Consider the following 26,900-nt stretch of genomic DNA (forward strand, 5'->3'; position numbering starts at 1 on the left):
AATATATACCATTTCAACCGATGTATTCAACTATTTTTTCAATAATTTTACAGAAAAGGATTCTAAATTGTCATTCTAATCATTTTTTTCGACAAAATCACACAATGCTATTTATTTATCAAAAGAAAAGTGTTATAGTATTTTCGATTAGTAGGAAAGATATACATCAGAGGTCTGATGTCTTGAGAAAATGTGGTGGTGGTTCCAGTGACAATAAAAACAGACAATCGGCATTTATACTTACAAGTAATTGATCGTTTGAAGAAGGATATCGAGGCGGGAATTTACAAAGAAAAAGAAAAACTCCCATCTGAATTCGATCTTTCCAAACAATTAGGTGTAAGTAGAGCTACTCTTAGGGAAGCTCTCAGAATTCTTGAGGAAGAAAGTGTCATCGTACGACGTCATGGTGTAGGTACATTTGTAAACGCCAAGCCGCTCTTCACTTCAGGTATCGAGCAGCTGAACAGTGTAACGAACATGATCAAGCAGGCTGGTATGGAGCCAGGGACCATTTTCTTAAGCTCAACAACTCAAGAAGCTACTGAGGATGATGTGAAGAGGTTTACTTGCAATGAAGAGGACGAAGTGATCCTCATAGAAAGGGTTCGAACTGCAAACGGGGAACCGGTTGTATATTGTGTGGACAAAATTCCCGAGAAAGTCATGCCGAGGAATTTTACCCATGAGGACAATTCGATTTTCACCGTTTTAGAAAAACGGGAGAATAAGAGAATTACCCATGCCGTGGCACAAATTGAACCAATGGGATATCACGATAAAATTTCCCCTATTCTAAATTGCGAACCGGAAACGGCCTTACTCGTTTTAAAACAAATGCATTTTGATGAAAACGATGAGCCGATCCTGTATTCCGTAAACTATTTCCGATCAGACAAATTCAGCTTCCAGGTACTTAGAAAACGCGTATAACAGCAATTCATCTTACTACTAATTTATTACAATAATAGGGGGTACTCTAGGTGAAAAAACGTAAATTCGGTTTAGCGTTGTCATTTGTTCTGGCAGCAGGTACATTATTAGGTGCTTGTGGAACAAGCGAGGACAAAGAAGGTGCATCTAGTGGTGAAGGCAAGAAAGAAGATCAATTTACAGTAGCAATGGTTACAGATGTTGGTGGCGTGGATGATAAGTCTTTCAACCAATCAGCATGGGAAGGTCTTAAAGCCTTCGGTAAAGAAAACGACCTGGAAAAAGGTAAAGATGGATTTGACTACTTACAGTCACAATCAGATGCTGACTATGCTACGAACTTAAACAAATTAGCTCGTCAAGACTTTGACTTAGTATATGGTATCGGATTCCTTATGGAAGGTGCAATTACAGAAATTGCACAACAACAAAAAGATTCACACTTCGCAATCGTTGATGCTGTAGTAGATCAACCAAACGTTGCAAGCATCATGTTCAAGGAGCAAGAAGCTTCTTTTCTTGCTGGTGTAACAGCTGGACTTGCTACTAAAACGAATAAAATCGGATTTATCGGTGGTATGGAGATCCCGGTAATCGAACGCTTCCACTCCGGTTTCATTGCTGGTGTTAAAGCGGTCAATCCTGATGCGGAAATCGTTGCAGACTATGCAGGTGCATTCGACAAAGCTGAACTTGGACAAACAATCGCATCAAAAATGTACACTCAAGATGTTGACGTAATCTTCCACGCAGCTGGTGGAACTGGTAATGGATTATTCAAAGAAGCACGTGACCTGAAAGAAAAAGATCCTTCACGTGAACTTTGGGCTATCGGCGTTGACTCTGATCAATCTGCAGAAGGTAAAGTAGGAGATCATAACATCATCCTTACATCTGCATTGAAACGCGTTGATAACGCTGTAGTGGATCTATCCACTAAAGCGAAAGAAGGAAACTTCCCAGGCGGAGAACAAATCCTATACGGTCTTAAAGAAGACGGCGTGGGACTTGCTGAACTGAATGCCGAACTTTCCAACAAAGATGAAGTCATGAAAAAAGTAGATGAATGGAAAGAAAAGATTACTAGCGGTGAAGTAACAGTTCCTGAAACGATCAAGGATGCGGAAGCTTTCTCAGCTAACTAATACCTTATGGGATAGGTGGCCAGCTAACACTGGCCCCTGTCCTGATAAATAAGAGATATATATTTTAATAGAAATTTAATTGAAGTATAGAACATTTCTATCTTTCATTTAGATTTTTATTCGGGGAAACCCTTTTTTTTCTGAGTAGTGAAGGTCTGACCTCTAACTACTAGATAAATATCCCTAGTCTATGCAAGGAGTGATTAGCAATGGATTATGTAATCGAGATGCTGAATATCCGCAAAGAATTTCCCGGCATCGTAGCAAATGACAATATTACCCTTCAGCTCGAAAAAGGTGAAATTCATGCGCTTCTTGGTGAAAATGGTGCAGGTAAGTCAACTTTAATGAATGTATTATTCGGGCTATACCAACCTGAACAAGGAGAAATACGGGTAAAAGGACAGAAAGTGAACATTACCAATCCGAACATCGCCAATGATCTTGGGATAGGTATGGTCCATCAGCATTTTATGCTGGTTGATACCTTCACTGTAACAGAGAATATCATCCTTGGAAGAGAGCCGAAATCCGGAGCCACGGTGGATATTAAAAAAGCGGAAAAAGATATCCTGGATATCTCTGAAAAATATGGATTGAAAGTAGATCCGAGCGCTAAAATTTCTGAAATTTCTGTAGGTATGCAGCAACGTGTAGAGATTTTAAAAACACTTTACCGAGGGGCGGAAATCCTGATCTTTGATGAACCGACCGCTGTTTTGACACCGCAGGAGATTAAAGAACTGATTCAAATCATGAAAACACTGATTAAAGAAGGTAAATCAATCATCCTCATCACTCACAAGCTAAAAGAGATCATGGAAGTGTGTGATAATGTAACCGTTATCAGAAAGGGTAAAGGGATCGGCACGGTGAAAGTCTCGGAAACTGACCCGAATCACCTTGCCAGCCTGATGGTGGGACGTGAAGTCACATTTAAAACAGAGAAGAAAGAAGCTACACCTAGTGATAATGTTCTCGAGATTCGTGACTTAAACGTAAAAGATCAGCGAAATGTCCCTGTTGTAAATGGGTTGAACCTTGAGGTGAAAGCAGGGGAAATCCTTGGCATAGCCGGTGTGGACGGAAACGGACAAAGTGAGTTGATTGAGGCCATCACAGGTCTCCATAAAGTCGACAGTGGTTCAATCAAACTGAATGGAAAAGAAATCGCAAATATGAAACCCCGTAAAATTTACGAGTCAGGTGTAGGTCACATTCCTCAGGACAGGCATAAACATGGCCTGGTACTTGATTTTCCTATAGGGGAAAATATGGTTCTCCAGACCTATTACCAAAAACCGTATTCAAACAAAGGGGTACTTAGTTATAAAAATATTTACAATCAGGCAAGAAAATTGATATCGGAATTTGATGTCAGGACTCCATCAGAATTCACCCTGGCCCGTGCTTTATCCGGCGGGAATCAGCAAAAAGCAATCATCGGTCGTGAGGTTGACCGGGATCCGGATCTATTGATTGCTGCCCAGCCGACCAGGGGACTTGATGTAGGGGCGATCGAGTTTATCCATAAACGTCTGATTGAACAAAGAGATAATGGAAAAGCGGTTCTCCTGCTGTCATTTGAACTTGATGAAATCATGAATGTAAGTGACCGTATCGCCGTTATCTACGAAGGTCAAATTGTAGCGATTGTTAATCCTAGGGAAACAACCGAACAAGAACTTGGACTTTTAATGGCAGGTTCGAAGAGGAAGGAAACGGGAGGGGAATCACATGTCTAACCGCTTAACAAATATATTAATCCCGGTAATCTCAGTCCTTTTAGGAATCATTGTCGGAACGATCATCATGCTGGTGAGTGGGTATGACCCGATTGCAGGTTACGCTGCATTATGGAATGGGATCTTCGGGGAGATCTATTATGTAGGAGAAACAATCCGTCAAGTGACACCATATATTTTAGCAGGACTGGCTGTTGCCTTTGCTTTTAGAACGGGTCTATTTAACATCGGTGTGGAAGGTCAATTGATTGTGGGCTGGCTTGCAGCGGTATGGGTAGGGGTAGCCTTTGATGATTTACCTAAACTGATCCATTTACCCCTTGCAATCATTGCTGCCGCATTTGCAGGAGCGCTATGGGGCTTTATACCGGGACTTCTTAAAGCGAAATTCCGCGTACATGAAGTCATTGTCACGATCATGATGAACTATATTGCTCTTCATGTTACAAATGCCATTATCCGTGATGTCATTACTGACCGTAAAGATCGTACAGAAATGATTGCGGATACAGCTTCATTGAAGTCACCTTTCTTTGAAAGCCTGACAGATTACTCCCGATTGCATTGGGGGATTTTCATCGCACTTGCATGTGTATTCATAATGTGGTTCTTGCTTGAAAAGACAACGCGTGGATATGAGCTTCGTTCTGTAGGATTCAACCAGCACGCTTCTCAATACGCCGGCATGAACGTGAACGGTAACATCATCCTTTCCATGGTCATCTCAGGGGCTTTTGCTGGCCTTGCTGGAGCGATGGAAGGCCTTGGTACATTCGGCTATGCTTCAATCAAGGGAGGATTTACAGGCGTCGGATTCGACGGGATCGCTGTGGCCCTTCTTGGTGGTAATGCAGCCATCGGAGTAGTGTTCGCCGCCCTGTTATTTGGTGGTCTCAAAGTGGGGGCACTGAATATGCCACTGGATGCCGGTATTCCAAATGAACTTGTCGACATCATAATTGCCCTTATTATTTTCTTTGTAGCATCCGGTTATATGATTCGTTATCTGATTCAACGATTTAGTAAAAAGGGGGTGAAATAAGTGGGTTTTTTTGATATTCTGACGATCCTCATCCCATCAACATTACTGTGGGCGACACCACTTATTTTCACTGCTTTGGGAGGGGCGTTCTCAGAGCGTTCAGGCGTAGTAAATATCGGACTTGAAGGTCTGATGGTCATAGGTGCATTCTCAAGTATCGTATTTAACCTTGCATTTGCTGATACTTTCGGTGCTGCGACACCATGGGTGGCTTTGATCATTGCCATGGCGATGGGGGCACTGCTTGCCATCCTGCATGCAGTTGCTTCTATAACATTCAGGGCTGACCAGGTCGTTTCCGGTGTCGCCATCAACCTTCTTGCAGTGGGATTGACTCTTTTCTTGGTCAAACGTATATATGGAAAGGGACAAACGGATATCATCTCTGAAGGATTCGGCAAAATCGATGTTCCTTTACTACACAAGATTCCGGTCATCGGAGATATATTCTTTTCTAACACATATTGGCCGCCATTCGTCGCGATCCTTGTATCCTTCATTGTCTGGTTCATTATGTTCAAAACTCCATTCGGCTTAAGATTGCGTTCTGTAGGTGAGCATCCTATGGCCGCAGACACAATGGGGATCAATGTTACGAAGATGCGCTATATCGGTGTCATCATTTCCGGCGCTTTTGCAGGTGTCGGAGGGGGAGTATATGCGCAGGCGATTTCCTCTGACTTCAGTCATGCAACAATCAGTGGACAAGGGTTCATGGCCCTTGCAGCCTTGATCTTCGGGAAATGGCATCCACTTGGAGCCATGGGAGCGGCCCTGTTCTTCGGCTTCGCTCAAAGTTTAAGTATCATCGGATCAAGTATCCCGTTGTTTGAAAACATCCCTAGTGTATTCCTGTTGATTGCGCCATATGTGCTTACCATTCTGGCACTAACCGGCTTCATCGGTCGAGCAGATGCACCTAAAGCTCTTGGTACTCCATACATCAAAGGAAACCGTTAATAGTATCGAGAATAATTGAAAGGATATCCTGAAAATAGGGATATCCTTTTTCTTTGTTTAAATTGCGTTTGAAATGGTTTTTGAATCAAACATAAAGGGAAATCCATATGCATATAATGGTTTATTCAAAAGTGTATTTTACCAACAGAGGAAGATGCTTGAAATCAATCTCTCTCTACATGTATAGTTATACATAAATACCGCACAATAAGGGTGTTTATTAATTTTGCTTTTAAATCGATGAAAGTATGGAACTAAGGAGGACGGTACGATGACAGCCATAAACGAAATAATAAAGAAGAAACCTGGTTACACGCTACATATCGTTCAAACGGATAAGTATAAAACCAATAGCCTCGTATTAAAGATGAAAGCCCCCCTCGACCCCGAAACAATTACGTTACGGGGATTGCTCCCCCATGTAATGCAGAGCAGCACAAAGACCTATCGGAGCACAACTGAGTTACGCTCCCATCTGGATGAGTTATATGGAGCGAACTTTTTTGTGGATTTAGGTAAAAAAGGTGAGTACCATGTGGTCAGTATGTCTGTTGAAATCGCCAACGAAAAGTTTTTGAAGGATTCTGAGCCCCTGCTTCAAAAAGGAATCGAATTCCTTGCAGATGTCCTTCAGAACCCTCTTGTTGAAAACAATGAGTTCGACAAGAAAACAGTCGAAAAAGAAAAACGGAATCAAAAGGTAAGAATTCAAGCAGTATATGACGATAAAATGCGCTATGCCAATTCAAGACTCGTGGAAGAAATGTGTAAGGGTGAGCGTTTCGCCCTCCATGTAAACGGTGTAAGTGAAGAAGTGGAGTCCATTACTTCGAAGAATTTATATGATTATTATCAAAAAGTGATGGATGAAGATCAGTTTGATCTTTATGTGATCGGTGATGTCGATGTTAAAGAGGTTGAAAGCCTCTGTGATCGACTGCTTGAATTAAGTGAACGTACTCCTAAACAAGTAGATGCTTCCCTTGTGAAGGAAAAGGAAAAAGAAAACGTGGTAAAAGAAAAACAGGATGTGAAACAAGGAAAGCTGAACATGGGTTATCGTACACATACTCAATATGGCGACGATGACTATTTCGCTCTTCAAGTATTCAATGGTATTTTCGGGGGCTTCTCCCATTCCAAATTGTTCATCAATGTGAGGGAGAAAGCGAGCCTGGCATATTATGCTGCGAGCCGTCTCGAGAGTCATAAAGGTTTATTGATGGTGATGTCCGGTATCGAATTTGAGAAGTATGATCAAGCGGTAGGAATCATCAACGAGCAGCTTCAGGCGATGAAGGATGGAGACTTCACGGATGGAGAAATCGACCAGACTAAAGCGGTCATCCGTAACCAGCTCCTTGAAACCATCGACACGTCAAGAGGTTTGGTTGAAGTTCTTTACCATAATGCCGTAGCTCATGAAGAAATCGACCTGAAACATTGGTTGGATGAGATTGAGAAGACAACAAAAGATGATATCGTAAAAGCCGCAAATAAAGTTGAACTTGATACGATTTACTTTCTAACAGGAATGGAGGGATAAAGATGAAGAAAATTTCCTTCGATCAATTACAAGAAAATTTGTACTATGAAAAAATGTCAAATGGTCTCGACGTATATATCCTCCCGAAAAAAGGGTTTAACAAGACGTATGCTACATTTACAACGAAATATGGAAGCATCGACAATCATTTTGTCCCTTTGGATGAAGATGAATTCGTCAAAGTACCCGATGGAATCGCCCATTTCTTAGAACATAAACTGTTTGAAAAAGAGGATGGAGATGTCTTTCAACAATTCAGTCGCCAAGGGGCATCAGCCAATGCCTTCACTTCTTTTACACGAACAGCTTATCTATTCTCAAGTACGACAAATGTAGAACGAAATTTAGAAACACTCATCGATTTCGTACAAGATCCGTACTTTACGGAGAAAACGGTGGAAAAGGAAAAAGGCATCATCGGGCAGGAAATCACCATGTATGATGATAATCCTGATTGGCGTTTATACTTCGGTGTAATCCAGAATATGTATAAGAATCACCCTGTGAAAATTGATATTGCAGGAACGATCGAATCCATCACCCCGATTACAAAGGATATGCTCTATCAGTGTTATAATACATTCTACCATCCAAGTAATATGCTCTTATTCGTGGTTGGATCGGTGGATCCCGAACAGGTCATGAATCAGGTCCGTTCGAATCAGGAAAAGAAAGATTATGAAAAAATGCCTGAAATCAAGCGTAAATTCGACGATGAACCAGAGACAGTCGCGGAGAAAAAACAGGTTCTTAAGATGAACGTTCAAAGTCCTAAATGTATCGTCGGACTGAAAGCTCCGGAACCTACCCAGCAGGGGCGGGAAATGCTTAGACAAGAGCTTTCCATGAATGTTTTTCTTGATATGCTGTTCGGGAAGAGTTCACCGTACTATTCCGAACTTTATAATGATGGCTTGATCGATGAGACATTCCATTATGACTATACACAGGAAAATGGCTTTGGTTTCCTTACAGTCGGAGGAGATACGGAAAAGCCGGATGAACTTTCTGAGAAGGTACAATCGCTGCTCCTGAAAGCTAAACAGGAATCTCTATTTACTGAGGAAAATCTTGAGAGAACGAAGAAGAAGAAGATTGGTGCATTCCTGCGTGCCATCAATTCTCCTGAGTATATTGCGAATCAATTTACCCGCTATGCCTTCAATGAAATGGATTTATTTGAAGTCGTGCCTACCCTTGAATCGTTGAAATATGAAGATATCCAGGCGGTTGCGGGGTTCATTATCAGTGAAGAACGATTTACGGTATGTCAGGTCGTACCTAAATCATAATGGGAGGGGAGCTATCCTTTTTATAGGATAGTTCCTCTATTTATGTGAATGACGTTTGGAGTGAAGCAAATGAAATATGCATTAATTACAGGGGCATCAGGTGGAATCGGGAGCAGTACTGCCCTTACATTGGCAGAGGAGGGGTGGAATCTATACTTGCATTATCATTCCAATGAAGATGCAATGAAAGAATTGGTTCATAAAGTTGAAGCGTTGGGAGTGGAGGCGATCCCCATTCAGGTGAATCTTGCCAACCCTGAGAAATTGGATAATCTTGTCCGTTCCATATTTCAACTCGATGCGATCATTTACTGTAGTGGAAATTCTACCTGGGGTCTCTTCCAGGACCACTCAGAAGACGATATGGATCAGATGATCAACCTTCATGTCAAAAGTCCGATGCTCCTTGTTCAAAAACTCCTGCCTAAGTTGATTGACCGGAAAGGGGCGATTGTCATGGTGAGTTCAATCTGGGGACAGATAGGAGGTGCCTGTGAGGTTGTATATTCAACCGTCAAAGGTGCTCAAATAGCATTTGTGAAATCCTTGAGTAAAGAGCTTGCATTAAGCGGGGTAAGGGTAAACGCCATAGCACCCGGTGCCGTTGATACGTCCATGATGGGCTCATTCACTGATGAAGATAAAGATGCGATCCGTGAAGAGATCCCTTTTGGCCGGTTTGCTCAACCAGGGGAAATCGCGGACTCCATTCAGTTCCTTCTATCATCCAGGGCCTCATATATTACAGGTCAAACCCTTTCCGTCAATGGTGGATGGCACACATAAAAAAATTTTCAAACAGATGATTCCAGCGCATAATTTCTCCTCCGGGATACAAACTAAGGTTGTATTTCAATAAAGGAGGTCATGACAAATGTCTGTATTAGATAACTGGTCTGATTGGAAAAACTTTTTAGGGGAACGCCTAAACCAGGCAGAACACGGCGGTATGGAGCACGAAACGGTAAATGACTTGGCTTATCAAATCGGTGATTACTTAGCCAATCAAGTCGAAGCTAAGAACGATCAGGAAAAAGTATTAGCGGATTTATGGTCAGTCGCGTCTCCAGAAGAGCAACATGCCATCGCCAATATGATGGTCAAGCTTGTTAATAATAACGGCGGTCGTTAAGGAGAGGGATTTCCCTCTCCTTTTTCTTATGGGGAATGACTAACACCACATAATATTGGTCTTCAAGTTATCATTTCAGGTATTAATGAGAAATTGCACATATTTATGTAGGTTTTGCTTTTCTATTGCCAGAAAATCATTTATTATAATACCTAGATGTTTAAATAAATTTTCGAATTATGTCAATTTATATCGAAGTGGATGTCACAGTTTTTCAGGGGAGGTAAGCGATGGAACGCAAGGAATGGTATTTAGAATATGAAATACAAAAAAATCGTCCAGGCCTCTTAGGTGATATATCCTCGTTATTAGGAATGCTTTCTATCAATATAGTGACGATAAATGGTGTGGATGAAGGAAGAAGGGGAATGCTTCTCCTTGCCAATAATGATGAACAGATCATGAGGCTTGAATCCATCCTGCAAACGATGGATACAATCAATGTGACAAAGCTCCGGGAACCTAAATTAAGGGATCGTCTTGCTGTGCGTCACGGCCGCTATATCCAACGTGATGCCGACGACAAGAAAACGTTTCGATTTGTTCGTGATGAGCTTGGTTTATTAGTTGATTTTTTAGCTGAATTATTTAAGCAGGAGGGACACAAGCTTGTTGGGATCAGAGGGATGCCCCGGGTAGGGAAGACCGAATCCATCGTGGCATCAAGTGTATGTGCGAATAAGAAGTGGCTTTTTGTCTCTTCTACATTATTAAAGCAAACGATACGAAGCAAGCTCATTGAAGATGAGTATTCCGCTGAGAACTTATTTATTATAGACGGCATCGTTTCTACACGCCGTGCAAGTGAGAAACATTGGCAGCTGGTGAGGGAGATCATGAGATTACCTGCTGTGAAAGTAATTGAACATCCTGATGTATTCGTTCAAAACTCTGAATATTCACTTGAAGATTTTGATTATATCATTGAACTTAGAAACGATCCTGATGAAGAAATTACATACGAATTAGTTGAACAAAATAATCTATTTCAAAATTCCGATTTTGGAGGTTTTGATTTTTAATATTGGAAGGTGTTAAGTAGTGACGGAATTAGGAAATCGTTTAAAGGAAGCTCGAGAGGCGAAAGATTACAGCCTTGATGATTTACAAAGGATAACAAAAATACAAAAACGCTATTTGATTGGGATTGAAGAAGGGAATTATGATGCGATGCCGGGTAAATTCTACGTGCGCGCATTCATTAAGCAATATTGTGAAGCAGTCGGACTTCCTCCCGAGGTGATTTTCGAAGAACACAAGGATGAAATCCCGACGACCTATGAAGATGAAATCCCGATTTCCCTTTCAAGGGTGCAATCCCGGAAGAGTGTTCCAGAGAGCTCGACGAAGGTATTTGACTTTTTACCGAAGCTGCTCATAGCTCTATTTGTCATTGGTGCACTGATTGCCTTATGGGTATTTTGGCAAGGGAAAGTAGGGGACAAGGCACCTGAATCCAACCAAACAGAAAACCAGACACAAGTGGATGTTGATGAGAATAAGAGTGCTGAAGGCGAGAAGCCTGAAGATGAAACTAAGGATAAAGAACAGACCGAAGAACCGAAGCCTTCAGAAGATCAAAAAAACGGGGAAGATACTTCGCAGCCTGAACAGTCTTTAGAAGCAGTGGATTCCTCAGACTATAAAACGACGTACGAATTGAATAATGCAAAAGAATTCAAGCTGGAATTGTCAGCTAAGGGAGACACGTGGGTAAAAGTCTTTAACACCGACGAGCAGGTTTTGTTTGAAGGACTGTTGAAACAGGGAAGTAAAAAGGACTTTGACCTTTCCGATGATAAACAGGCATACCTCATTATTGGAGATGCTTCGAATACGGATATAAGTGTGAACGGTAAACAGCTTGAGTATAAAATATCTGCAACAGATGTCGTGAGGCAGGATATCATCATCAATTACGTACCGCACTCAGAGCAATAATTGAAACGGGGGGAGTTTTAATAACTCCTTTTTCTTACATACTAAGGGTATACGCGTTTTTAAAGCATTGGAGGTAGAAAGGTGAACTTACCTAATAAGATTACAGTATCAAGGATATTTTTGATTCCATTATTTTTAATCATCATGCTTGCACCGTTCAATTGGGGTGAGATGATGTTTCTAGGGGCGGAAATGCCGGTCAAGCATTTTGTGGGAGCTTTGATTTTTATCATTGCGGCAACGACGGATTGGATTGACGGGTATTATGCCAGAAAACTGGACCTGGTGACAAATTTGGGGAAATTCTTAGACCCGTTGGCAGATAAATTGCTTGTATCGGCTGCGCTTATCGTACTTGTCGAGTTGGGCCTTGCCCCATCGTGGATCGTCATCATCATCATCAGTCGTGAGTTTGCCGTAACAGGTCTTCGTCTCGTATTAGCGGGGGAAGGGGAAGTGGTTGCAGCAGGTCAACTCGGCAAGATTAAAACCTGGGCACAGATCATCGCAATCTCAGCCCTTCTTCTTCATAACGCCATTTTCGAACTGATCGATCTTCCATTTGCTACGATTGCTTTATGGGTTGCTATGTTCTTTACAATTTGGTCAGGATGGGACTATTTCAAACATAATAAAAAAGCATTTGTGAATTCGAAATAACAGTGTAAACCAGGGGATTGATTCAAATAGAATCATCCCCTTCTTTTCATCATATTTTAGGGGGATTAAAGATGAATGCAGAAATAATAGCGGTTGGTTCTGAGTTGTTGCTCGGACAGATCGTCAATTCCAATGCTCAATTCATTTCCGAGCAGTTAGCTGAAATGGGAGTAAATGTGTATTACCACACAAGTGTGGGGGATAATCCTGCCCGTTTACACCAGGCAATTGAGGTAGCGGAGAAGCGAGCGGACTTGTTGATATTCACTGGTGGTCTTGGACCCACAAAGGATGATCTGACAAAAGAAACGATTGCAAATGCTTTAGGAACGACTTTAAGCATGGATATTGACGCATTGGAATCGATTAAAAGCTATTTTAAAAAGGTCAATCGTGAAATGACTCCGAACAATGAAAAGCAAGCCCTTATATTATCGGGTGCCCACGTATTGAAGAACGAACACGGTATGGCTCCGGGCATGTTATTGAAAAAGGGCGGCAATGCCTATATGCTTCTCCCTGGTCCGCCGTCTGAAATGAGACCGATGTTTGATAAGCACGGCAAACAGGCAATCCTGAACTTAATGAAGAAAAAAGAAGTCATCCACTCACGGGTCCTTCGTTTCTTTGGCATCGGGGAAGCAGAGCTTGAAACGGAATTAGAAGATCTGATCGACAGACAAACCAACCCCACCATCGCACCTCTCGCAGGTGACGGAGAGGTGACCTTGAGGCTGACGGCCAAGCACGAGTCAAGGGATATTGCCATTTCACTATTGGATTCAGTGGAAAAAGAGGTCTTGAACAGGGTGGGAGAATACTTCTACGGTTATAATCAGGATTCCCTTGTCGAAGTGGGGTTCCATCTATTAAAAGAGAAGGGCCTTACCCTTTCATGTGCAGAAAGTTTGACTGGAGGACTGTTCCAGGCTCAGCTGACGTCCCTCCCTGGGGCATCTGATGTATTAAGTGGTGGGGTAGTCTGCTATCAAGATGACATCAAGACAAGGATTTTATCTGTTAATGATAGTACACTGAAACAGCATTCATCAGTAAGTGAGCAATGTGCACGGGAACTGGCTGAAAACGTAAGAGAGCTGTTTTCCACCGACATCGGGGTCAGCTTTACAGGTGTAGCAGGACCGGATCCACACCAAGGACAGCCTGCCGGGACCGTCTGGATTGGATTATCCATGAAGGATGGAACGACCAAGGCATTTCTACTGAACCTTGGCGGTGGCCGGAATGGGAACCGGATGAGAACGGCGAAGTATGGTTGGCACTATTTGATCAAGGAATTGAGTTAGTTAGTTAAAGCTGTCTTCTTTTTGGAGGCAGCTTTTTATCTTTTTTTAATCCGGCACATCCAAAGAAAAAAACCGAATGAATGTTCGATTTTTTTCTTGTTTTCTCTAATAAAAACGTTTATAGTATAGATAGGTTGGATTTGAGACAAACTTATAAGTTGTCAATTACAAGGTTTATATTCAAAGGAGGAAGATTTGTGAGCGATCGTAAAGCAGCCTTAGATATGGCGTTAAAACAAATAGAAAAGCAGTTTGGTAAAGGCTCAATCATGAAGCTTGGGGAGAAAACGGACAGAAACGTAGTAACATGTCCAAGTGGTTCACTAGCACTGGACGCTGCTCTTGGAATAGGCGGATATCCACGTGGAAGGATCATTGAGGTGTATGGTCCCGAATCATCCGGTAAAACAACCGTGGCACTTCATGCGATAGCAGAGGTACAGGCTCAGGGCGGGCAGGCAGCATTCATCGATGCTGAGCACGCACTTGATCCCGAGTATGCTCAAAAGCTTGGGGTAAACATAGATGAATTATTGCTTTCACAACCAGATACAGGTGAGCAGGCATTGGAAATCGCTGAAGCTCTTGTACGTAGTGGAGCGGTGGACGCCATCGTTATCGACTCTGTTGCAGCCCTTGTACCGAAAGCAGAAATCGAAGGAGAGATGGGAGACGCTCACGTTGGTCTTCAAGCCCGTTTGATGTCACAGGCCCTTCGTAAACTTTCCGGTGCCATCAATAAATCGAAGACCATCGCCATATTCATTAACCAGATCCGTGAGAAGGTCGGGGTCATGTTCGGTAATCCTGAAACGACTCCCGGGGGACGTGCACTGAAGTTCTATTCTTCCGTACGTTTGGAAGTCCGCCGTGCCGAAACCCTTAAGCAGGGGAATGAAATGGTAGGAAATAAAACGAAGATCAAAGTAGTGAAAAATAAAGTGGCTCCACCTTTCCGTGTAGCCGAAGTCGATATCATGTACGGTGAAGGAATCTCCAAAGAAGGTGAAATCGTCGATCTTGGGTCTGAATTGGACATCGTTCAAAAGAGCGGTGCCTGGTACTCCTACAACGAAGAGCGCCTTGGTCAGGGACGTGAAAACGCGAAGATCTTCCTGAAGGAAAATCCTGAGATCCGTAATGAAATCATGCTGAAGATCCGTGAGCATTACGGATTGGATACTGGCCGTGCTGAAACGGACGATCAAGGTGAATTAAGTCTTCTGGAAGACTAAGTGGGGAAAGAGAAGCAAACATGATTTGGTTTGCTTCTCTTTATTATGTATGGGAATACGCGTTTTGGTGGAAAATAGTAACAACCCCTTTTCTGGAAAACGGTGGGTAATCGATACTTGTCAGGTTATACATACCCGGGAATCACCGGTTGAACCCGCACTTCTAAAAAAAAATGAAAAAGATGGTTTTGATCAAAACACATTTACAAGCCCAATGCGACAGTGTCAATTTTTGTCGATTACAAAAAAACCCTTGAGAAATCTAGTGATAGAAGGCTCAACCCCTTGACAATAAATTTTCAGAGATTTAAAATTAACATGTATATTTTACAAATTTTTCGAATGAATATTTGAAAGCCTAGCGCTGTATATTTTGTTCAAATGAGCAATGTACAAGCCGACATGTAAAAAACATGATGACAGTTCATAGCAAGAGGAGGTGAAATAATGCAACCCATAACAATCATCTCCATTTTGCTTGGCCTAATCGTCGGTGTAGTTGTTGGATACCTAATTCGTAAGTCCATTGCTGAAGCAAAGATTGCTGGTGCTAAAGGTTCAGCGGAGCAGATTTTAGAAGATGCGAAGCGCGAGGCAGATGCTCTGAAGAAAGAAGCACTTTTGGAAGCAAAGGACGAAAATCATAAACTTCGCACTGAAATGGAAAACGACCTTCGTGAACGAAGAAATGAATTGCAAAAACAAGAAAATCGTTTGATGCAAAAAGAGGAAAACCTCGATCGGAAAGATGAATCGCTTGATAAGCGTGAAGGCTTACTCGAGAGAAAAGAGGGGACTCTTAACGAGAGACAACAACATATTGAAGAGACGGAAAGCAAAGTGGACGAGATGGTACGATCACAGCAAACAGAGCTAGAACGTATCTCAAGCCTGACTCGTGATGAAGCGAAAGGAATCATCCTTGACCGCGTTGAAAATGAACTCTCCCATGATATCGCCATCATGGTCAGAGAGCATGAAACCCGTGCGAAGGAAGATGCAGATAAGAAGGCGAAAGAAGTCCTTTCACTGGCTATTCAACGTTGTGCTGCCGAACATGTGGCAGAAACAACGGTCAGTGTTGTGAATCTACCGAATGATGAGATGAAAGGTCGAATTATTGGGCGGGAAGGACGTAACATTCGTACGCTGGAAACACTTACGGGAATTGATTTGATAATCGATGATACTCCTGAAGCAGTTATTCTTTCTGGTTTTGATCCGATTCGTAGAGAAACGGCTCGAATTGCATTAGAGAAATTAGTTCAGGATGGACGTATCCACCCTGCACGAATTGAAGAAATGGTGGATAAATCCCGCCGTGAAGTGGATGAGTATATCCGGGAAATTGGTGAACAGACAACTTTCGAAGTAGGCGTTCATGGGCTTCATCCGGATTTGATCAAGATCTTGGGACGTTTGAAGTATCGTACAAGTTACGGTCAAAACGTTTTAAAACACTCAATGGAAGTGGCCTATCTATCCGGACTACTCGCAGCAGAGCTTGGTGAGGATGAAAGACTCGCCAAACGCGCCGGATTGCTTCATGATATCGGTAAAGCGATCGACCATGAAGTGGAAGGAAGCCACGTCGAAATTGGTGTAGAGCTTGCAACGAAGTACAAAGAGCATCCTGTTGTCATCAACAGTATTGCTTCTCACCACGGAGATACAGAGCCAACGTCCATCATTGCCGTACTGGTTGCTGCAGCCGATGCTTTATCTGCTGCCCGACCTGGAGCAAGAAGTGAGACGCTTGAGAACTACATCCGTCGACTGGAGAAACTTGAAGAAATCTCAGAGTCATATGAAGGCGTTGAGAAATCCTTCGCAATCCAGGCTGGCCGTGAAGTACGTATCATGGTTAGGCCGGAAGCCATTGACGATCTGGAATCCCACCGATTGGCAAGGGATATCCGTAAACGTATTGAAGATGAGCTTGACTATCCAGGCCATATTAAAGTAACGGTCATCCGTGAAACAAGGGCCGTCGAATACGCAAAATAAGAGGTTGACTCGAGGAGGGATATCCCTTTCGAGTCAGCTTTTTTTATCTCTTTCTATCATCCGTCGCAGAATGGATGTTGGATTTTATAAGGATGATTAGGCGACAGATTATTTGTGATACAATAATGACAAGGATGAATACATATAGAGAAGGGAATTTTAATGAAAATATTATTTGTTGGAGACGTAGTAGGTTCAATGGGCCGTGAAATGATTACAGAATACCTGCCTAAGTTAAAGAGGAAGCATTCACCGGATTTTACGATCGTAAATGGGGAAAATGCTGCATCAGGAAGAGGAATAACTGAGAAAATATATAAACAATTCATACAAGATGGTGCCAATATGGTCACGCTGGGAAATCACACATGGGACAATAAGGATATCTTTAATTTTATCGACTCATCGAAACAAATGGTGAGGCCGGCTAATTTCCCGGAAGGAACGCCGGGAAGCGGTTTGGTGTTCGGGGAGGTGTACGGTAAAGAGGTTGCGGTCATCAATGCTCAAGGAAGGACGTTTATGCCTCCACTTGATGATCCATTCAAAGCTCTTGATGAGCTTGTAGATGAGGCGAAAAAGAGAACATCCGTGATTTTCGTTGATTTTCATGCAGAAGCAACAAGTGAGAAGCAGGCTGTAGGGTGGTTTCTGGATGGCCGCGTGTCTGCAGTGATTGGAACACACACACATGTTCAAACGGCGGACAACCGGATCCTTCCAAATGGGACAGCCTTTATGTGTGATGTTGGTATGACCGGACCATACGATGAGGTATTGGGAATGAGTAGGGATTCTGTTCTAAGGAGGTTCCAGACCAGTCTTCCTGTCCGTTTTGAAGTACCGAAGGCCGGTCGTAAAATCCTGAGTGCTTGTTTAATCGATATTGATCAGAAGTCGGGGAAATCTAAAAAAATCGAGCGCATATTGATCAACGAAGACCATCCATTTATGGCAGAATATTAAATGTTTTCCTTCCTTTTTCGGTGTTACCGGAATGATTTGTCCATTTCCTGAATATAGTATCAGTGGAATCATTTATACCAAGTTTGTTCTTTACCACGGACATACGGTATGGGGGAAATGACAAGGAGGAAAAGGAATGGAAATATTAAAAGTTTCAGCAAAATCTAATCCTAATTCTGTAGCTGGTGCACTCGCCGGTGTTCTTCGTGAGAGAGGAGGAGCTGAAATACAAGCAATCGGTGCAGGAGCTTTAAATCAAGCGGTCAAGGCTGTTGCCATTGCAAGAGGCTTTGTGGCTCCCAGTGGTTTAGATTTAATATGTATTCCTGCGTTTACAGATATTCTGATCGATGGAGAAGAACGTACGGCGATAAAGTTAATCGTGGAACCGAGATAATAAACCATAGGCTGTTCATTAAAGGGGACCCTTTAGTGGACAGCCTTTATACTATGAACAAATATACATATATGAAAAGAAACGGAAAGGAAGACCAAATATGATATTTGATGCACACTGTGATGTTTTGATGAAACTATATTTAGAGCCGGGGAGTGGAGCCTTTCAATCAAAGAGTTCCTTACATATTACATATCCTCAACTCATTCAAAGCAGTAGTAAAGTACAGTTGTTCGCAATTTATATCCCATCTTACCTGAAGCCGGGGCAACGGTTTCAAGCAGCACTTGAAATGGTGAATCTGTTTCATAATCAGATCCTTAAGCCAAACCCTAAACTGAAATTCGTCACCTGTAAAAACGATATAAAACACCTTGAGGAAGATGAAATAGGAGCAATGCTGACACTGGAAGGTGCCGAAGCAGTGGAGGAGGATCTTACGAAGCTCGAGATCCTTTACAGGCTGGGAGTCCGGTCAGTCGGTTTAACGTGGAATTGGGCAAATGCAGCAGCAGATGGTGCGCTTGAACCAAGAGGGAGCGGGCTGACTAACTTCGGGGAGGAAATCATATCCTTCTTAAATGAGAAAAGACTTTGGACAGATGTCTCCCATTTATGTGAAAAAGCATTCTGGGATGTGATGGATTCAGCTGAATATCCAATAGCCTCCCACTCTAATGCCTACTCGATCTGTCCCAATCCACGAAACCTAAAGAATGATCAAATTGAGGCACTCATCAAGAAAAACAGTGTGATGGGCATCACCTTTGTCCCGCCGTTTTTAAACAAGAAAGGGACAGCGGAGATTTCTGATGTAGTCCGCCATATCGAACATATATGCAGTCTCGGAGGTGAGGACCATATCGGATTTGGCTCAGACTTCGACGGTATATCCGAAACCGTACAGGGCCTATCCTCATACATTCACTATGGTAACCTAATCAACACCCTCCAACGATACTACAGTGAAAAGCTAGTGGAAAAATTCTTATTCCTGAACTTCTTTGAGAGACTACCTGATTGATTACAAATGAAGCTGGGACAAAAGTGTTTAATTAAAAAGAAAGTCCGAACGATCATTCGAAATTCTTTTTTGAAATCAGATCGTTCGGATTCATCATTTGGCTGTTAACGTACATATTTATGTTTTAGATGTAGTGAGTAGTGGTTGATTTCCGTTCCAGGTGCTCGCTTTCCGCGGGGCGTGAGTTGAGCCTCCTCGGGCTTCGCCCTGCGGGGTCTCAACTTTCCCGCAATTCCCGCAGGAGTCGAGCACCTGGAACGGAAATCAACTTTCCAAGCGTAAGCGTCTCACTATAATTGCTACACGATTGCATACCCCAATTTCTATTCTATTAGTTTCAGTGACGGATTTCAGTTAATCATACAAATACTCTTTCTTACCTGATGTGAATGATCCATACTGCTCCGACATACCGGGACTATATTATTCTGCTAAAGCAATCGATGTATATAGCAGGTTCTAGCTGTTGATTGGAGTGCAAGACGAAGACTCCTACGGGAAAAGCGGAATAGGTAAGACCCCGCAGGAGCGTCTGCGACGAGGAGGCAAGCCGAACGCCCGAGGAAAGCGAAGTCTTGCACGGAAATCTGGCAGCGGTGTAACAGGTGATCCTAACTAATTGGTTGATTGTTCGTCTTTAGAGGAACAAGAGTTAGTTATGTCCCATCCTCACTTGTGCCGATATGGACGTGTTTCGAATGATAATCTCTTCAATACAGTAGTGATTTAAAGAGAAAAGTGATAAACTGATAGAGTAAATATATGAAAATGCTGCATCAGTAATAGATGATCGATCCTAATGAAGAGAATATGCTTCAACAATAGATGTTGCAAATAATGAATGAAGGGGTGTAATGAATGAAGGAACAGCTTTCATGGAAAGTTGGCGGACAGCAGGGTGAAGGTATTGAGAGTACAGGTGAAATCTTTTCCATGGCCCTCAATCGCCTTGGATATTTCTTATATGGTTACCGCCATTTCTCCTCCCGTATTAAAGGAGGACATACAAATAATAAGATCCGTGTAAGCACCACTCAAGTTCGTGCGATTGCTGATGATTTAGATATTTTGGTTGCATTTGACCAGGAAACGATTGATGTCAATTATAAAGAATTACATAGCGATGGCGTTATGATCGCCGATGCGAAATTCAAACCTGTGAAACCTGAAGATACGGATGCATCCCTATACGTTGTACCCTTCACTGAATTAGCGACGGAGCTCGGGACTTCCCTTATGAAGAACATGGTGGCAGTTGGGGCTACCTGTGCCGTTCTCAACCTGGATCCAAATGTTTTCAAGGAAGTAGTGGAAGAAATCTTTGGTCGTAAAGGTGAAACGGTCGTGGAGAAAAATATGGAAGCGATTAAGCAGGGATTCGCGACGATGAAAGCAGAACTCGGTGACAAGGTCGGTTCACTGCAACTGAGAGAAGCAGACGGGAAAAAACGCATGTTCATGATCGGTAACGACGCCATTGCACTAGGTGCATTGGCAGGAGGCGTTCGTTTGATGGCAGCTTATCCGATTACGCCTGCTTCTGAGATCATGGAGTATCTTATTAAGAAGCTTCCAATGGTCGGCGGGACCGTCATCCAAACAGAGGATGAAATTGCAGCGGCCACTATGGCAATTGGAGCGAACTACGGAGGGATCCGTTCCTTCACGGCTTCAGCAGGACCAGGGCTCTCACTCATGATGGAAGCGATAGGGCTATCGGGGATGACAGAACAGCCACTGGTTGTAGTGGATACGCAGCGCGGGGGACCGTCTACAGGGTTGCCTACGAAACAGGAACAATCCGATTTGATGGCGATGATTTACGGTACCCACGGAGAAATCCCTAAGATCGTCCTGGCTCCAAGTACAGTTCAGGAAGCTTTTTATGATACAGTGGAAGCTTTTAACCTGGCGGAAGAGTATCAATGCCCGGTCATCATTCTTTCGGATCTCCAACTTTCCTTAGGTAAACAAACGGTGGAACCACTTGATTACAGTAAAGTGGAAATACGCAGAGGAAAACTTTCTTCAAACGAATCTGAATTAGAAGAATTAGAGCCTAAGAAATATTATAAGCGCTTTGAAGTGACTGAAGATGGGGTATCACCCCGCGTCATCCCAGGTATGAAAAATGGGATTCATCATGTCACAGGGGTAGAGCACGATGAAACTGGGAAGCCATCTGAATCTCCTGTGAACAGACAGGCGCAGATGGATAAACGACTGCGGAAACTTGAGAAAATCAAATTCCAAACTCCAATACACACACATGCTCCTCATGAAGAGCCTGACTTATTATTAGTAGGTTTCAACTCCACTCGCGGGGTGATTGAAGAATCGATGGGTCGTTTGGAAGCCGATGGATTGAAAGTGAATCATGCCCACGTCCGTTTAATCCATCCTTTCCCTGCAGATGAATTGGAACTATTAATGCAAACTGCGAAGAAAGTGGTCGTGATTGAGAATAACGCTACCGGTCAATTAGCCAATATTATCAAAATGAATGTAGGCTACGGGAATAAAATCGTTAAAATGACAAAGTATGATGGCACACCATACTTACCAAATGAAATTCATTCAAGATGTAAGGAGTTGAACTGATCCATGGCTACCTTCAAAGATTTCAGGAATAATGTTAAACCAAACTGGTGTCCTGGATGTGGTGACTTCTCGGTACAAGCTGCGATCCAACGGGCTTCTGCCAATGTGGGTCTGGATCCGGAACAGTTAGCGGTCGTTTCAGGGATCGGATGTTCGGGACGTATTTCCGGATACATCAATTCTTACGGCTTTCACGGAATCCATGGGCGGTCACTTCCGATTGCCCAAGGATTGAAGATGGCCAATAAAGATTTAACCGTCATCGCTTCAGGCGGGGATGGGGATGGATTCGCCATCGGTCTTGGGCATACGATTCATGCCATTCGCCGGAATGTTGATGTCACATATATTGTAATGGACAATCAAATTTATGGATTAACAAAAGGACAAACGTCTCCACGTTCGTCCGCCGGGTTCAAAACCAAGTCTACGCCACAGGGATCGATCGAACAGGCACTTGCCCCAATGGAAATGGCCCTTTCGGCAGGAGCAACCTTTGTCGCTCAAAGCTTCTCTTCTGACTTGAAAGAGCTGACGGCATTAATCGAAGCGGGACTTAACCATAAAGGTTTTTCCCTGATCAATGTATTCAGCCCTTGTGTCACATATAATAAAATCAATACGTACGATTGGTTCAAGGAGAACCTGACAAAGCTCGGTGATGTAGAAGGATATGACCCATCGAATCGGGAGCAAGCCATGAATACTCTTATGGAGAAGGATGGACTGGTTACTGGCTTGATTTATCAAAACAATGAACAGCCATCCTACCAGGACTTGGTGTCAGGTTATTCCGAAGAGCCTCTCAGCACTCATGATTTAAAATTAGATGAAAGTAAATTTGATGAATTAGTGAAAGAATTTATGTAATGGAAGAAACCGGACTCCTTTTTAGGGGCCCGGTTTGTTTTTTAATTTATTGATTTCTTCATTCAAGAGAGAGTTGGTGAATTGAAGATGATGGATGGTATTTTCATAATTTTTCAGAGTGTCTTTCGTGGCGATGGGATCTTCTTCATCAATGAAGAATACTTTATCCTTCAAGTCTTTGATGTTCATTCTGACGGATTGAAGTGAACGGGTGATGACGTTTTTATCATCCTGCATTTTTCTTAATTCTTCCTGTAACTTTTGAATTGATGACTCATTATCCTTCTGAACTTGACCTGCACGTTCAAGATATTCTTTTTGCCGCTTATTGACCCATTCAGATATGATCTTGGATTCCGTCAGGAGGTTATAAGACTCATATAACTCGATCTCATTGAAGTATAGGCGATTTTGTAACATCTCATTGTCATACAGAAGACGATGATTCTGATCTTCAGTAAAACATTTTTCGATAAGCAACCGGTGCATTTTTGATGCCGATTCTTTTTTCAAATCCTCTAACAGTGCCTCAAGCTCCCATAATAGGATTTCTTTTTTATATAATTGTTTATCTGCTTCTTGGTTGGAAATCATTAGGAGTTCCTTCTCTTTCAATAAGTAACTATTCTCAACTTGTAAGGCCCTGATTTCGTGTACCAGTGAATTCCTTGATTCAAGATAGTGTTCGGTTTGTTTATTGGTTTCTGATACATAATGAGTCGTGTATGTCCGTAGTTGGTCTTTGACCTGGTTAAGAATATACCGGAGCTTTTTTACTTCCCTTTCCTGAGCAGACAAAAGGGCTTGGTATTTTGAGGATTCCATGTGTTTTTCAGATGCCTGGATTTCAAGCTCCCTAAGACATGTTTGTATCCGGCTTTGTAATAGAGCATTTTCTTTCTTGATGTCGACATAATTTTGGGGAAGGGTTCTGTTTTCTAACCTTTCACACTTTTTTTTGTACTTTTCCATTTCAGATTTATAATGGATGATTTGTTGCTGGAGCTGGATGTTGGAAAGTTGTCTCATGGAAATTAGCTCCTTTCACCATTTATTTCTATTATGTATATGTAATGATCAAGATGAACGGTATTTGTCCATGAAAGAAGCCATGTAAACTTCCCAGCGTTTACATGGCTTTTATATATAATTAATATCATTGCAATGATAGTTGATCGTTCACGTTCGTAATATTCATTTAAAGGAAGCTGCGTAACCCAATAAAGTTTAAATTAAACTATATATGAATGTTTAAATTTTTTATTTTAACATGTAGCCTGCTTTTATGCTTTAACATTCCTCCTTTCTTATGTTATATAATATGACGGTTTCATTCCTGATGTACTGTCAAACGTCTATAGAACCAGCCTATTTTTTAATAGTATTCAAAAAACTATGAATACGCCTATTAATTTTTTTTTGAATAAATAGGTGTTTACTCTATACCAAATTCTTTCTCGTCCATAGGATATAATGTGATATAAATATTCATTAAAAGAAAGGAAGATTTGTTTGAAGAAGCGTAAACAAATTAGGGGTTCCCAGACTCCGACACCATCACCGTCACCAATCCCTTTGGATCCCAATGACTTAGCACCGGAATGTATCCGCGTTGACAAAGTATATGACTGGGTGTTCTTCGCGAACAAGTATGAGAACAAAAACTTTATTCCAGATGAAGCATGTCGTGCGGCAGTCAGTGCAGCATTAGCGGCTGGCCAAAGAGTAGAGGTACAAACCGCTCCGGTAGATCCAGCAGACGTAAGTGTTTCAGCCTCTATCATTGAGAACGGTAACCCGGGGAAAGTCCTAATCGTGTGGACAGTTCCTGTAGAAGTAACGATTTTAATTGCAGGAGTAGCGGAATGTTCATTCACTGTACGCACTCAATTCACAGATGAAATCATGCTATGCGTACCGGTCGGAATCACAAATGCAAACTTAAACATCAGAGCGACACAGGTCATAGCGACTTCTGGTGGAGTATTAATGGGACCAGATCCATTTGGACCGATGATTCCACTGAAAGTAGTCCTTTGTAAAGATGTTCAAGTCGAGTACCCAGTTAAATTGGAAGTATTGGCTAAATTCTGTTTCCCTCGTCCGAATAACATTCCTGTGCCAGAAGAAAGACTTAAGTGCGACCTTAGTTTACTAGAATTCCCTCGACAATGTCCTGGATTATTCCCTGTTGCGAACTGTGAATGTCAAGGAACAGCTCTTGCTAGAAATGAAGATACAGAGGCAACATTCGGTACTGGAGGAACAGCTGACATCGTAACGGGGCTATCCACATTGAGAGCCGAGATTTGTCAGGAATGTTCTCTTGGAGACAGCACATTCTCTTACTCCTTTACAGATACAGAAGTCGGTCCTACACCAGCTCCTACAGCTACTGGCTTCCAGCCTGATTTCAGCTTCACATTCGATCCATCTTCTATCGACAGAGTTACTTGTGGTACCGATGCACTTACGGCAGTTGGAGAAGGAATCCGTTACTTTGACGGAGCACCTGAACAATTATTCTATGAGCTTCAAATCTTTGATGCACCAACTGAAGGTTTCCGCTTAATCCTTAGAAATACTGCCAACGTTGTCATCTTTGATAGTGGTGTTGTAGATGCATTAGTCGAGTTTGGTGAGTGTGAAACATTCGCTGACTTACTTGGAGATATGGACGCCTAATTAAATGAGGGAGAGAGGTATCTCTCTCCTTTTTTTTAACATGTAAACAAACCGTACATATGATAATAAAAACGCCAACGGGGGGTGACAAAAATGATTGAGGAGGATCATACATCTAGCACCAACATAGAGCATCATGACATTATAAATGACATTCAAGTTCTTTCGAATGATTTAGAGGCTCTCTATACTCATTATTCAAACCGGATCCGAAATGTGTCGGAGGAATTGTCCAGAGAAAGATCGAAACACAGGGTCTATCAGCTGGAAATTGCTGAAAACCATCATACTATACAGACCTTAACCGAACAAATTGATTATTTACTTCAGGAGATGGAAGTAAAACATGAGCTGTTTATTCAAATACAAAAACAGGTAGATCTCGACTCTTTATCAGCTGGAGAAACATTGTTTGATAAATCTCAGGATAAACGAACAACGTTGACTGTTGAGACGGATACTCAAGAAGGTATAAAGTCGGAGAGTGACATCCCTTTCCCTCCTTCCTTCATCCCTGAAATAAGAGTCATATATGAAAGTCATTCAAGTGAAGGAAAATCCAGTCTCGAATCTTTAAAGAATAAAGTTATTTTGCTATTAATGGAGGCGAATAGATATTTCTTATTGGAAGGTAAAGAGTCTAATGAGTTTGAGATGTTTCAACATGCTTTTCATGTTTATATAGACTGGTTACAAATGCAAAAACATAAATTAAAGGGACAAAAAAATGAAAGGTGGCATCATAAAGTGTGGAAATTCTTATGGGGCAAGGAAGAGGAAAACAATCATCCAGAAATTATTAAGAAACTTGATTTGATCGAGGATCATTTGATGTCTTATTCAGATAAATTCAACGAAGTAAAGGATTCCCTGGATCAAAATAAAAAAAGGGCGGAAACAACCCAGGACTACTTGAATCAGATGAATGCACTATATGAAGAGTTAAAAACAGTGGAAGGATTTTATGAAGAAAAAATCCTTGGATTGAAGGCACAGGTAGAAGAATGTAAACAACGAGAAAATGAACTCGAAAGGCAAGTGGAACTGCTAAATGATAAGTATTCAGGGAAACAAAAAGAAAAAAATCAGAGGGAATCAGAGCTTGAAAAGGAATTAACGCAGCTGCGAAAGGAGCTCCAAGCTCAATCAAATAAAAAAAATGAATTGTACAATAAAATGAAGCAGCAGAGTTCAGCAAAAAAACAAGCTCCACAAGTCAATCCTCAATTCGATGAATACGGTAATATTCCAATGTCTTCGGATGCTAAACGGACCATGTTCAATCCAAATAAATACATGAGGTGAATTTGAAAGGGGGGATAATCATGCAGTCCAAAGATCTGAATAAAATTTACAAGCAGAAAAAAAGTATACCCTTGGGTATTAAGAAAGAAGAAAGAATGCAAATGGAA

Annotated in this window: 23 protein-coding genes; 22 read left to right on the plus strand and 1 reads right to left on the minus strand. The window is 42.0% G+C overall.

Annotation, left to right across the window (positions count from 1 at the left end):
* Nucleotides 1-207 precede the first annotated feature (207 nt).
* The 20 genes from NQ095_RS09890 (at nt 208) to NQ095_RS09985 (ending at nt 22,803) form a co-directional block, all read left to right on the plus strand.
* Nucleotides 208-933, plus strand: a complete 726-nt coding sequence (locus NQ095_RS09890; protein WP_258263300.1) for a GntR family transcriptional regulator — start codon at nt 208-210, stop codon at nt 931-933.
* Between the two features lie 50 nt (nt 934-983).
* Entirely contained in the window at nt 984-2,078 is a 1,095-nt protein-coding gene (locus tag NQ095_RS09895) for a BMP family lipoprotein (protein WP_258263301.1), read from the plus strand.
* A gap of 209 nt (nt 2,079-2,287) precedes the next feature.
* Nucleotides 2,288-3,823, plus strand: a complete 1,536-nt coding sequence (locus tag NQ095_RS09900; RefSeq protein ID WP_258263302.1) for an ABC transporter ATP-binding protein — start codon at nt 2,288-2,290, stop codon at nt 3,821-3,823.
* Nucleotides 3,816-4,865: an ABC transporter permease gene (locus tag NQ095_RS09905; protein WP_258263303.1), complete on the plus strand. Its 1,050-nt coding sequence runs from the start codon at nt 3,816-3,818 to the stop codon at nt 4,863-4,865. Before NQ095_RS09900 ends, NQ095_RS09905 begins: the two co-directional genes overlap by 8 nt.
* Complete coding sequence (locus NQ095_RS09910) at nt 4,866-5,825, plus strand: ABC transporter permease (protein ID WP_258263304.1); 960 nt, start codon at nt 4,866-4,868, stop codon at nt 5,823-5,825. It begins immediately after the preceding gene.
* 271 nt (nt 5,826-6,096) lie between these two features.
* Nucleotides 6,097-7,371: an EF-P 5-aminopentanol modification-associated protein YfmF gene (yfmF, locus tag NQ095_RS09915; protein ID WP_258263305.1), complete on the plus strand. Its 1,275-nt coding sequence runs from the start codon at nt 6,097-6,099 to the stop codon at nt 7,369-7,371.
* Nucleotides 7,372-7,373: 2 nt separating this feature from the next.
* The gene (gene yfmH / locus NQ095_RS09920) at nt 7,374-8,663 is read left to right on the plus strand and encodes an EF-P 5-aminopentanol modification-associated protein YfmH (RefSeq protein ID WP_258263306.1); all 1,290 of its coding nucleotides are present in this window, start codon (nt 7,374-7,376) and stop codon (nt 8,661-8,663) included.
* 69 nt (nt 8,664-8,732) lie between these two features.
* Entirely contained in the window at nt 8,733-9,449 is a 717-nt protein-coding gene (gene ymfI / locus NQ095_RS09925; RefSeq protein ID WP_258263307.1) for an elongation factor P 5-aminopentanone reductase, read from the plus strand.
* Between the two features lie 88 nt (nt 9,450-9,537).
* Complete coding sequence (locus tag NQ095_RS09930) at nt 9,538-9,795, plus strand: DUF3243 domain-containing protein (protein ID WP_258263308.1); 258 nt, start codon at nt 9,538-9,540, stop codon at nt 9,793-9,795.
* Between the two features lie 230 nt (nt 9,796-10,025).
* A complete protein-coding gene (locus NQ095_RS09935; RefSeq protein ID WP_034760078.1) occupies nt 10,026-10,817 on the plus strand; it encodes a DUF3388 domain-containing protein in 792 nt (263 codons plus the stop codon).
* A 19-nt stretch (nt 10,818-10,836) separates the two neighbouring features.
* On the plus strand, nt 10,837-11,736 hold the full coding sequence (locus NQ095_RS09940; RefSeq protein ID WP_258263309.1) for a helix-turn-helix domain-containing protein: 900 nt from the start codon (nt 10,837-10,839) through the stop codon (nt 11,734-11,736).
* Nucleotides 11,737-11,817: 81 nt separating this feature from the next.
* On the plus strand, nt 11,818-12,396 hold the full coding sequence (gene pgsA, locus NQ095_RS09945; protein WP_258263310.1) for a CDP-diacylglycerol--glycerol-3-phosphate 3-phosphatidyltransferase: 579 nt from the start codon (nt 11,818-11,820) through the stop codon (nt 12,394-12,396).
* Between the two features lie 71 nt (nt 12,397-12,467).
* On the plus strand, nt 12,468-13,703 hold the full coding sequence (locus NQ095_RS09950) for a competence/damage-inducible protein A (protein ID WP_258263311.1): 1,236 nt from the start codon (nt 12,468-12,470) through the stop codon (nt 13,701-13,703).
* Between the two features lie 197 nt (nt 13,704-13,900).
* Nucleotides 13,901-14,938 (plus strand): recombinase RecA, encoded by a 1,038-nt coding sequence (gene recA / locus NQ095_RS09955; RefSeq protein ID WP_060669610.1) that lies wholly within the window; start codon nt 13,901-13,903, stop codon nt 14,936-14,938.
* A gap of 447 nt (nt 14,939-15,385) precedes the next feature.
* Nucleotides 15,386-16,945, plus strand: a complete 1,560-nt coding sequence (rny, locus tag NQ095_RS09960; protein WP_258263312.1) for a ribonuclease Y — start codon at nt 15,386-15,388, stop codon at nt 16,943-16,945.
* Nucleotides 16,946-17,107: 162 nt separating this feature from the next.
* The gene (locus NQ095_RS09965; RefSeq protein ID WP_258263313.1) at nt 17,108-17,911 is read left to right on the plus strand and encodes a TIGR00282 family metallophosphoesterase; all 804 of its coding nucleotides are present in this window, start codon (nt 17,108-17,110) and stop codon (nt 17,909-17,911) included.
* A 136-nt stretch (nt 17,912-18,047) separates the two neighbouring features.
* The gene (gene spoVS, locus NQ095_RS09970) at nt 18,048-18,308 is read left to right on the plus strand and encodes a stage V sporulation protein SpoVS (RefSeq protein ID WP_034760060.1); all 261 of its coding nucleotides are present in this window, start codon (nt 18,048-18,050) and stop codon (nt 18,306-18,308) included.
* A 100-nt stretch (nt 18,309-18,408) separates the two neighbouring features.
* Nucleotides 18,409-19,332, plus strand: coding sequence for a dipeptidase (locus tag NQ095_RS09975; RefSeq protein WP_258263314.1), 924 nt, complete (start codon nt 18,409-18,411; stop codon nt 19,330-19,332).
* 858 nt (nt 19,333-20,190) lie between these two features.
* The gene (locus tag NQ095_RS09980; protein WP_258263315.1) at nt 20,191-21,933 is read left to right on the plus strand and encodes a 2-oxoacid:acceptor oxidoreductase subunit alpha; all 1,743 of its coding nucleotides are present in this window, start codon (nt 20,191-20,193) and stop codon (nt 21,931-21,933) included.
* Nucleotides 21,934-21,936: 3 nt separating this feature from the next.
* Entirely contained in the window at nt 21,937-22,803 is an 867-nt protein-coding gene (locus NQ095_RS09985) for a 2-oxoacid:ferredoxin oxidoreductase subunit beta (RefSeq protein WP_258263316.1), read from the plus strand.
* Between the two features lie 21 nt (nt 22,804-22,824).
* On the opposite strand, the gene NQ095_RS09990 is transcribed toward NQ095_RS09985, so the two are convergent.
* The gene (locus tag NQ095_RS09990) at nt 22,825-23,832 is read right to left on the minus strand and encodes a hypothetical protein (protein WP_258263317.1); all 1,008 of its coding nucleotides are present in this window, start codon (nt 23,830-23,832) and stop codon (nt 22,825-22,827) included.
* 483 nt (nt 23,833-24,315) lie between these two features.
* On the opposite strand from NQ095_RS09990, the gene NQ095_RS09995 reads away from it, so the two are divergent.
* Together NQ095_RS09995 and NQ095_RS10000 are read left to right on the plus strand one after the other, a co-directional pair.
* Nucleotides 24,316-25,488, plus strand: a complete 1,173-nt coding sequence (locus NQ095_RS09995; RefSeq protein ID WP_258263318.1) for a BMQ_0737 family morphogenetic spore coat protein — start codon at nt 24,316-24,318, stop codon at nt 25,486-25,488.
* 93 nt (nt 25,489-25,581) lie between these two features.
* The gene (locus NQ095_RS10000) at nt 25,582-26,793 is read left to right on the plus strand and encodes a hypothetical protein (protein ID WP_258263319.1); all 1,212 of its coding nucleotides are present in this window, start codon (nt 25,582-25,584) and stop codon (nt 26,791-26,793) included.
* The last annotated feature ends 107 nt before the right edge of the window (nt 26,794-26,900 follow it).

The organism is Rossellomorea sp. SC111, assembly GCF_024733565.1.
GTDB lineage: Bacteria > Bacillota > Bacilli > Bacillales > Bacillaceae_B > Rossellomorea.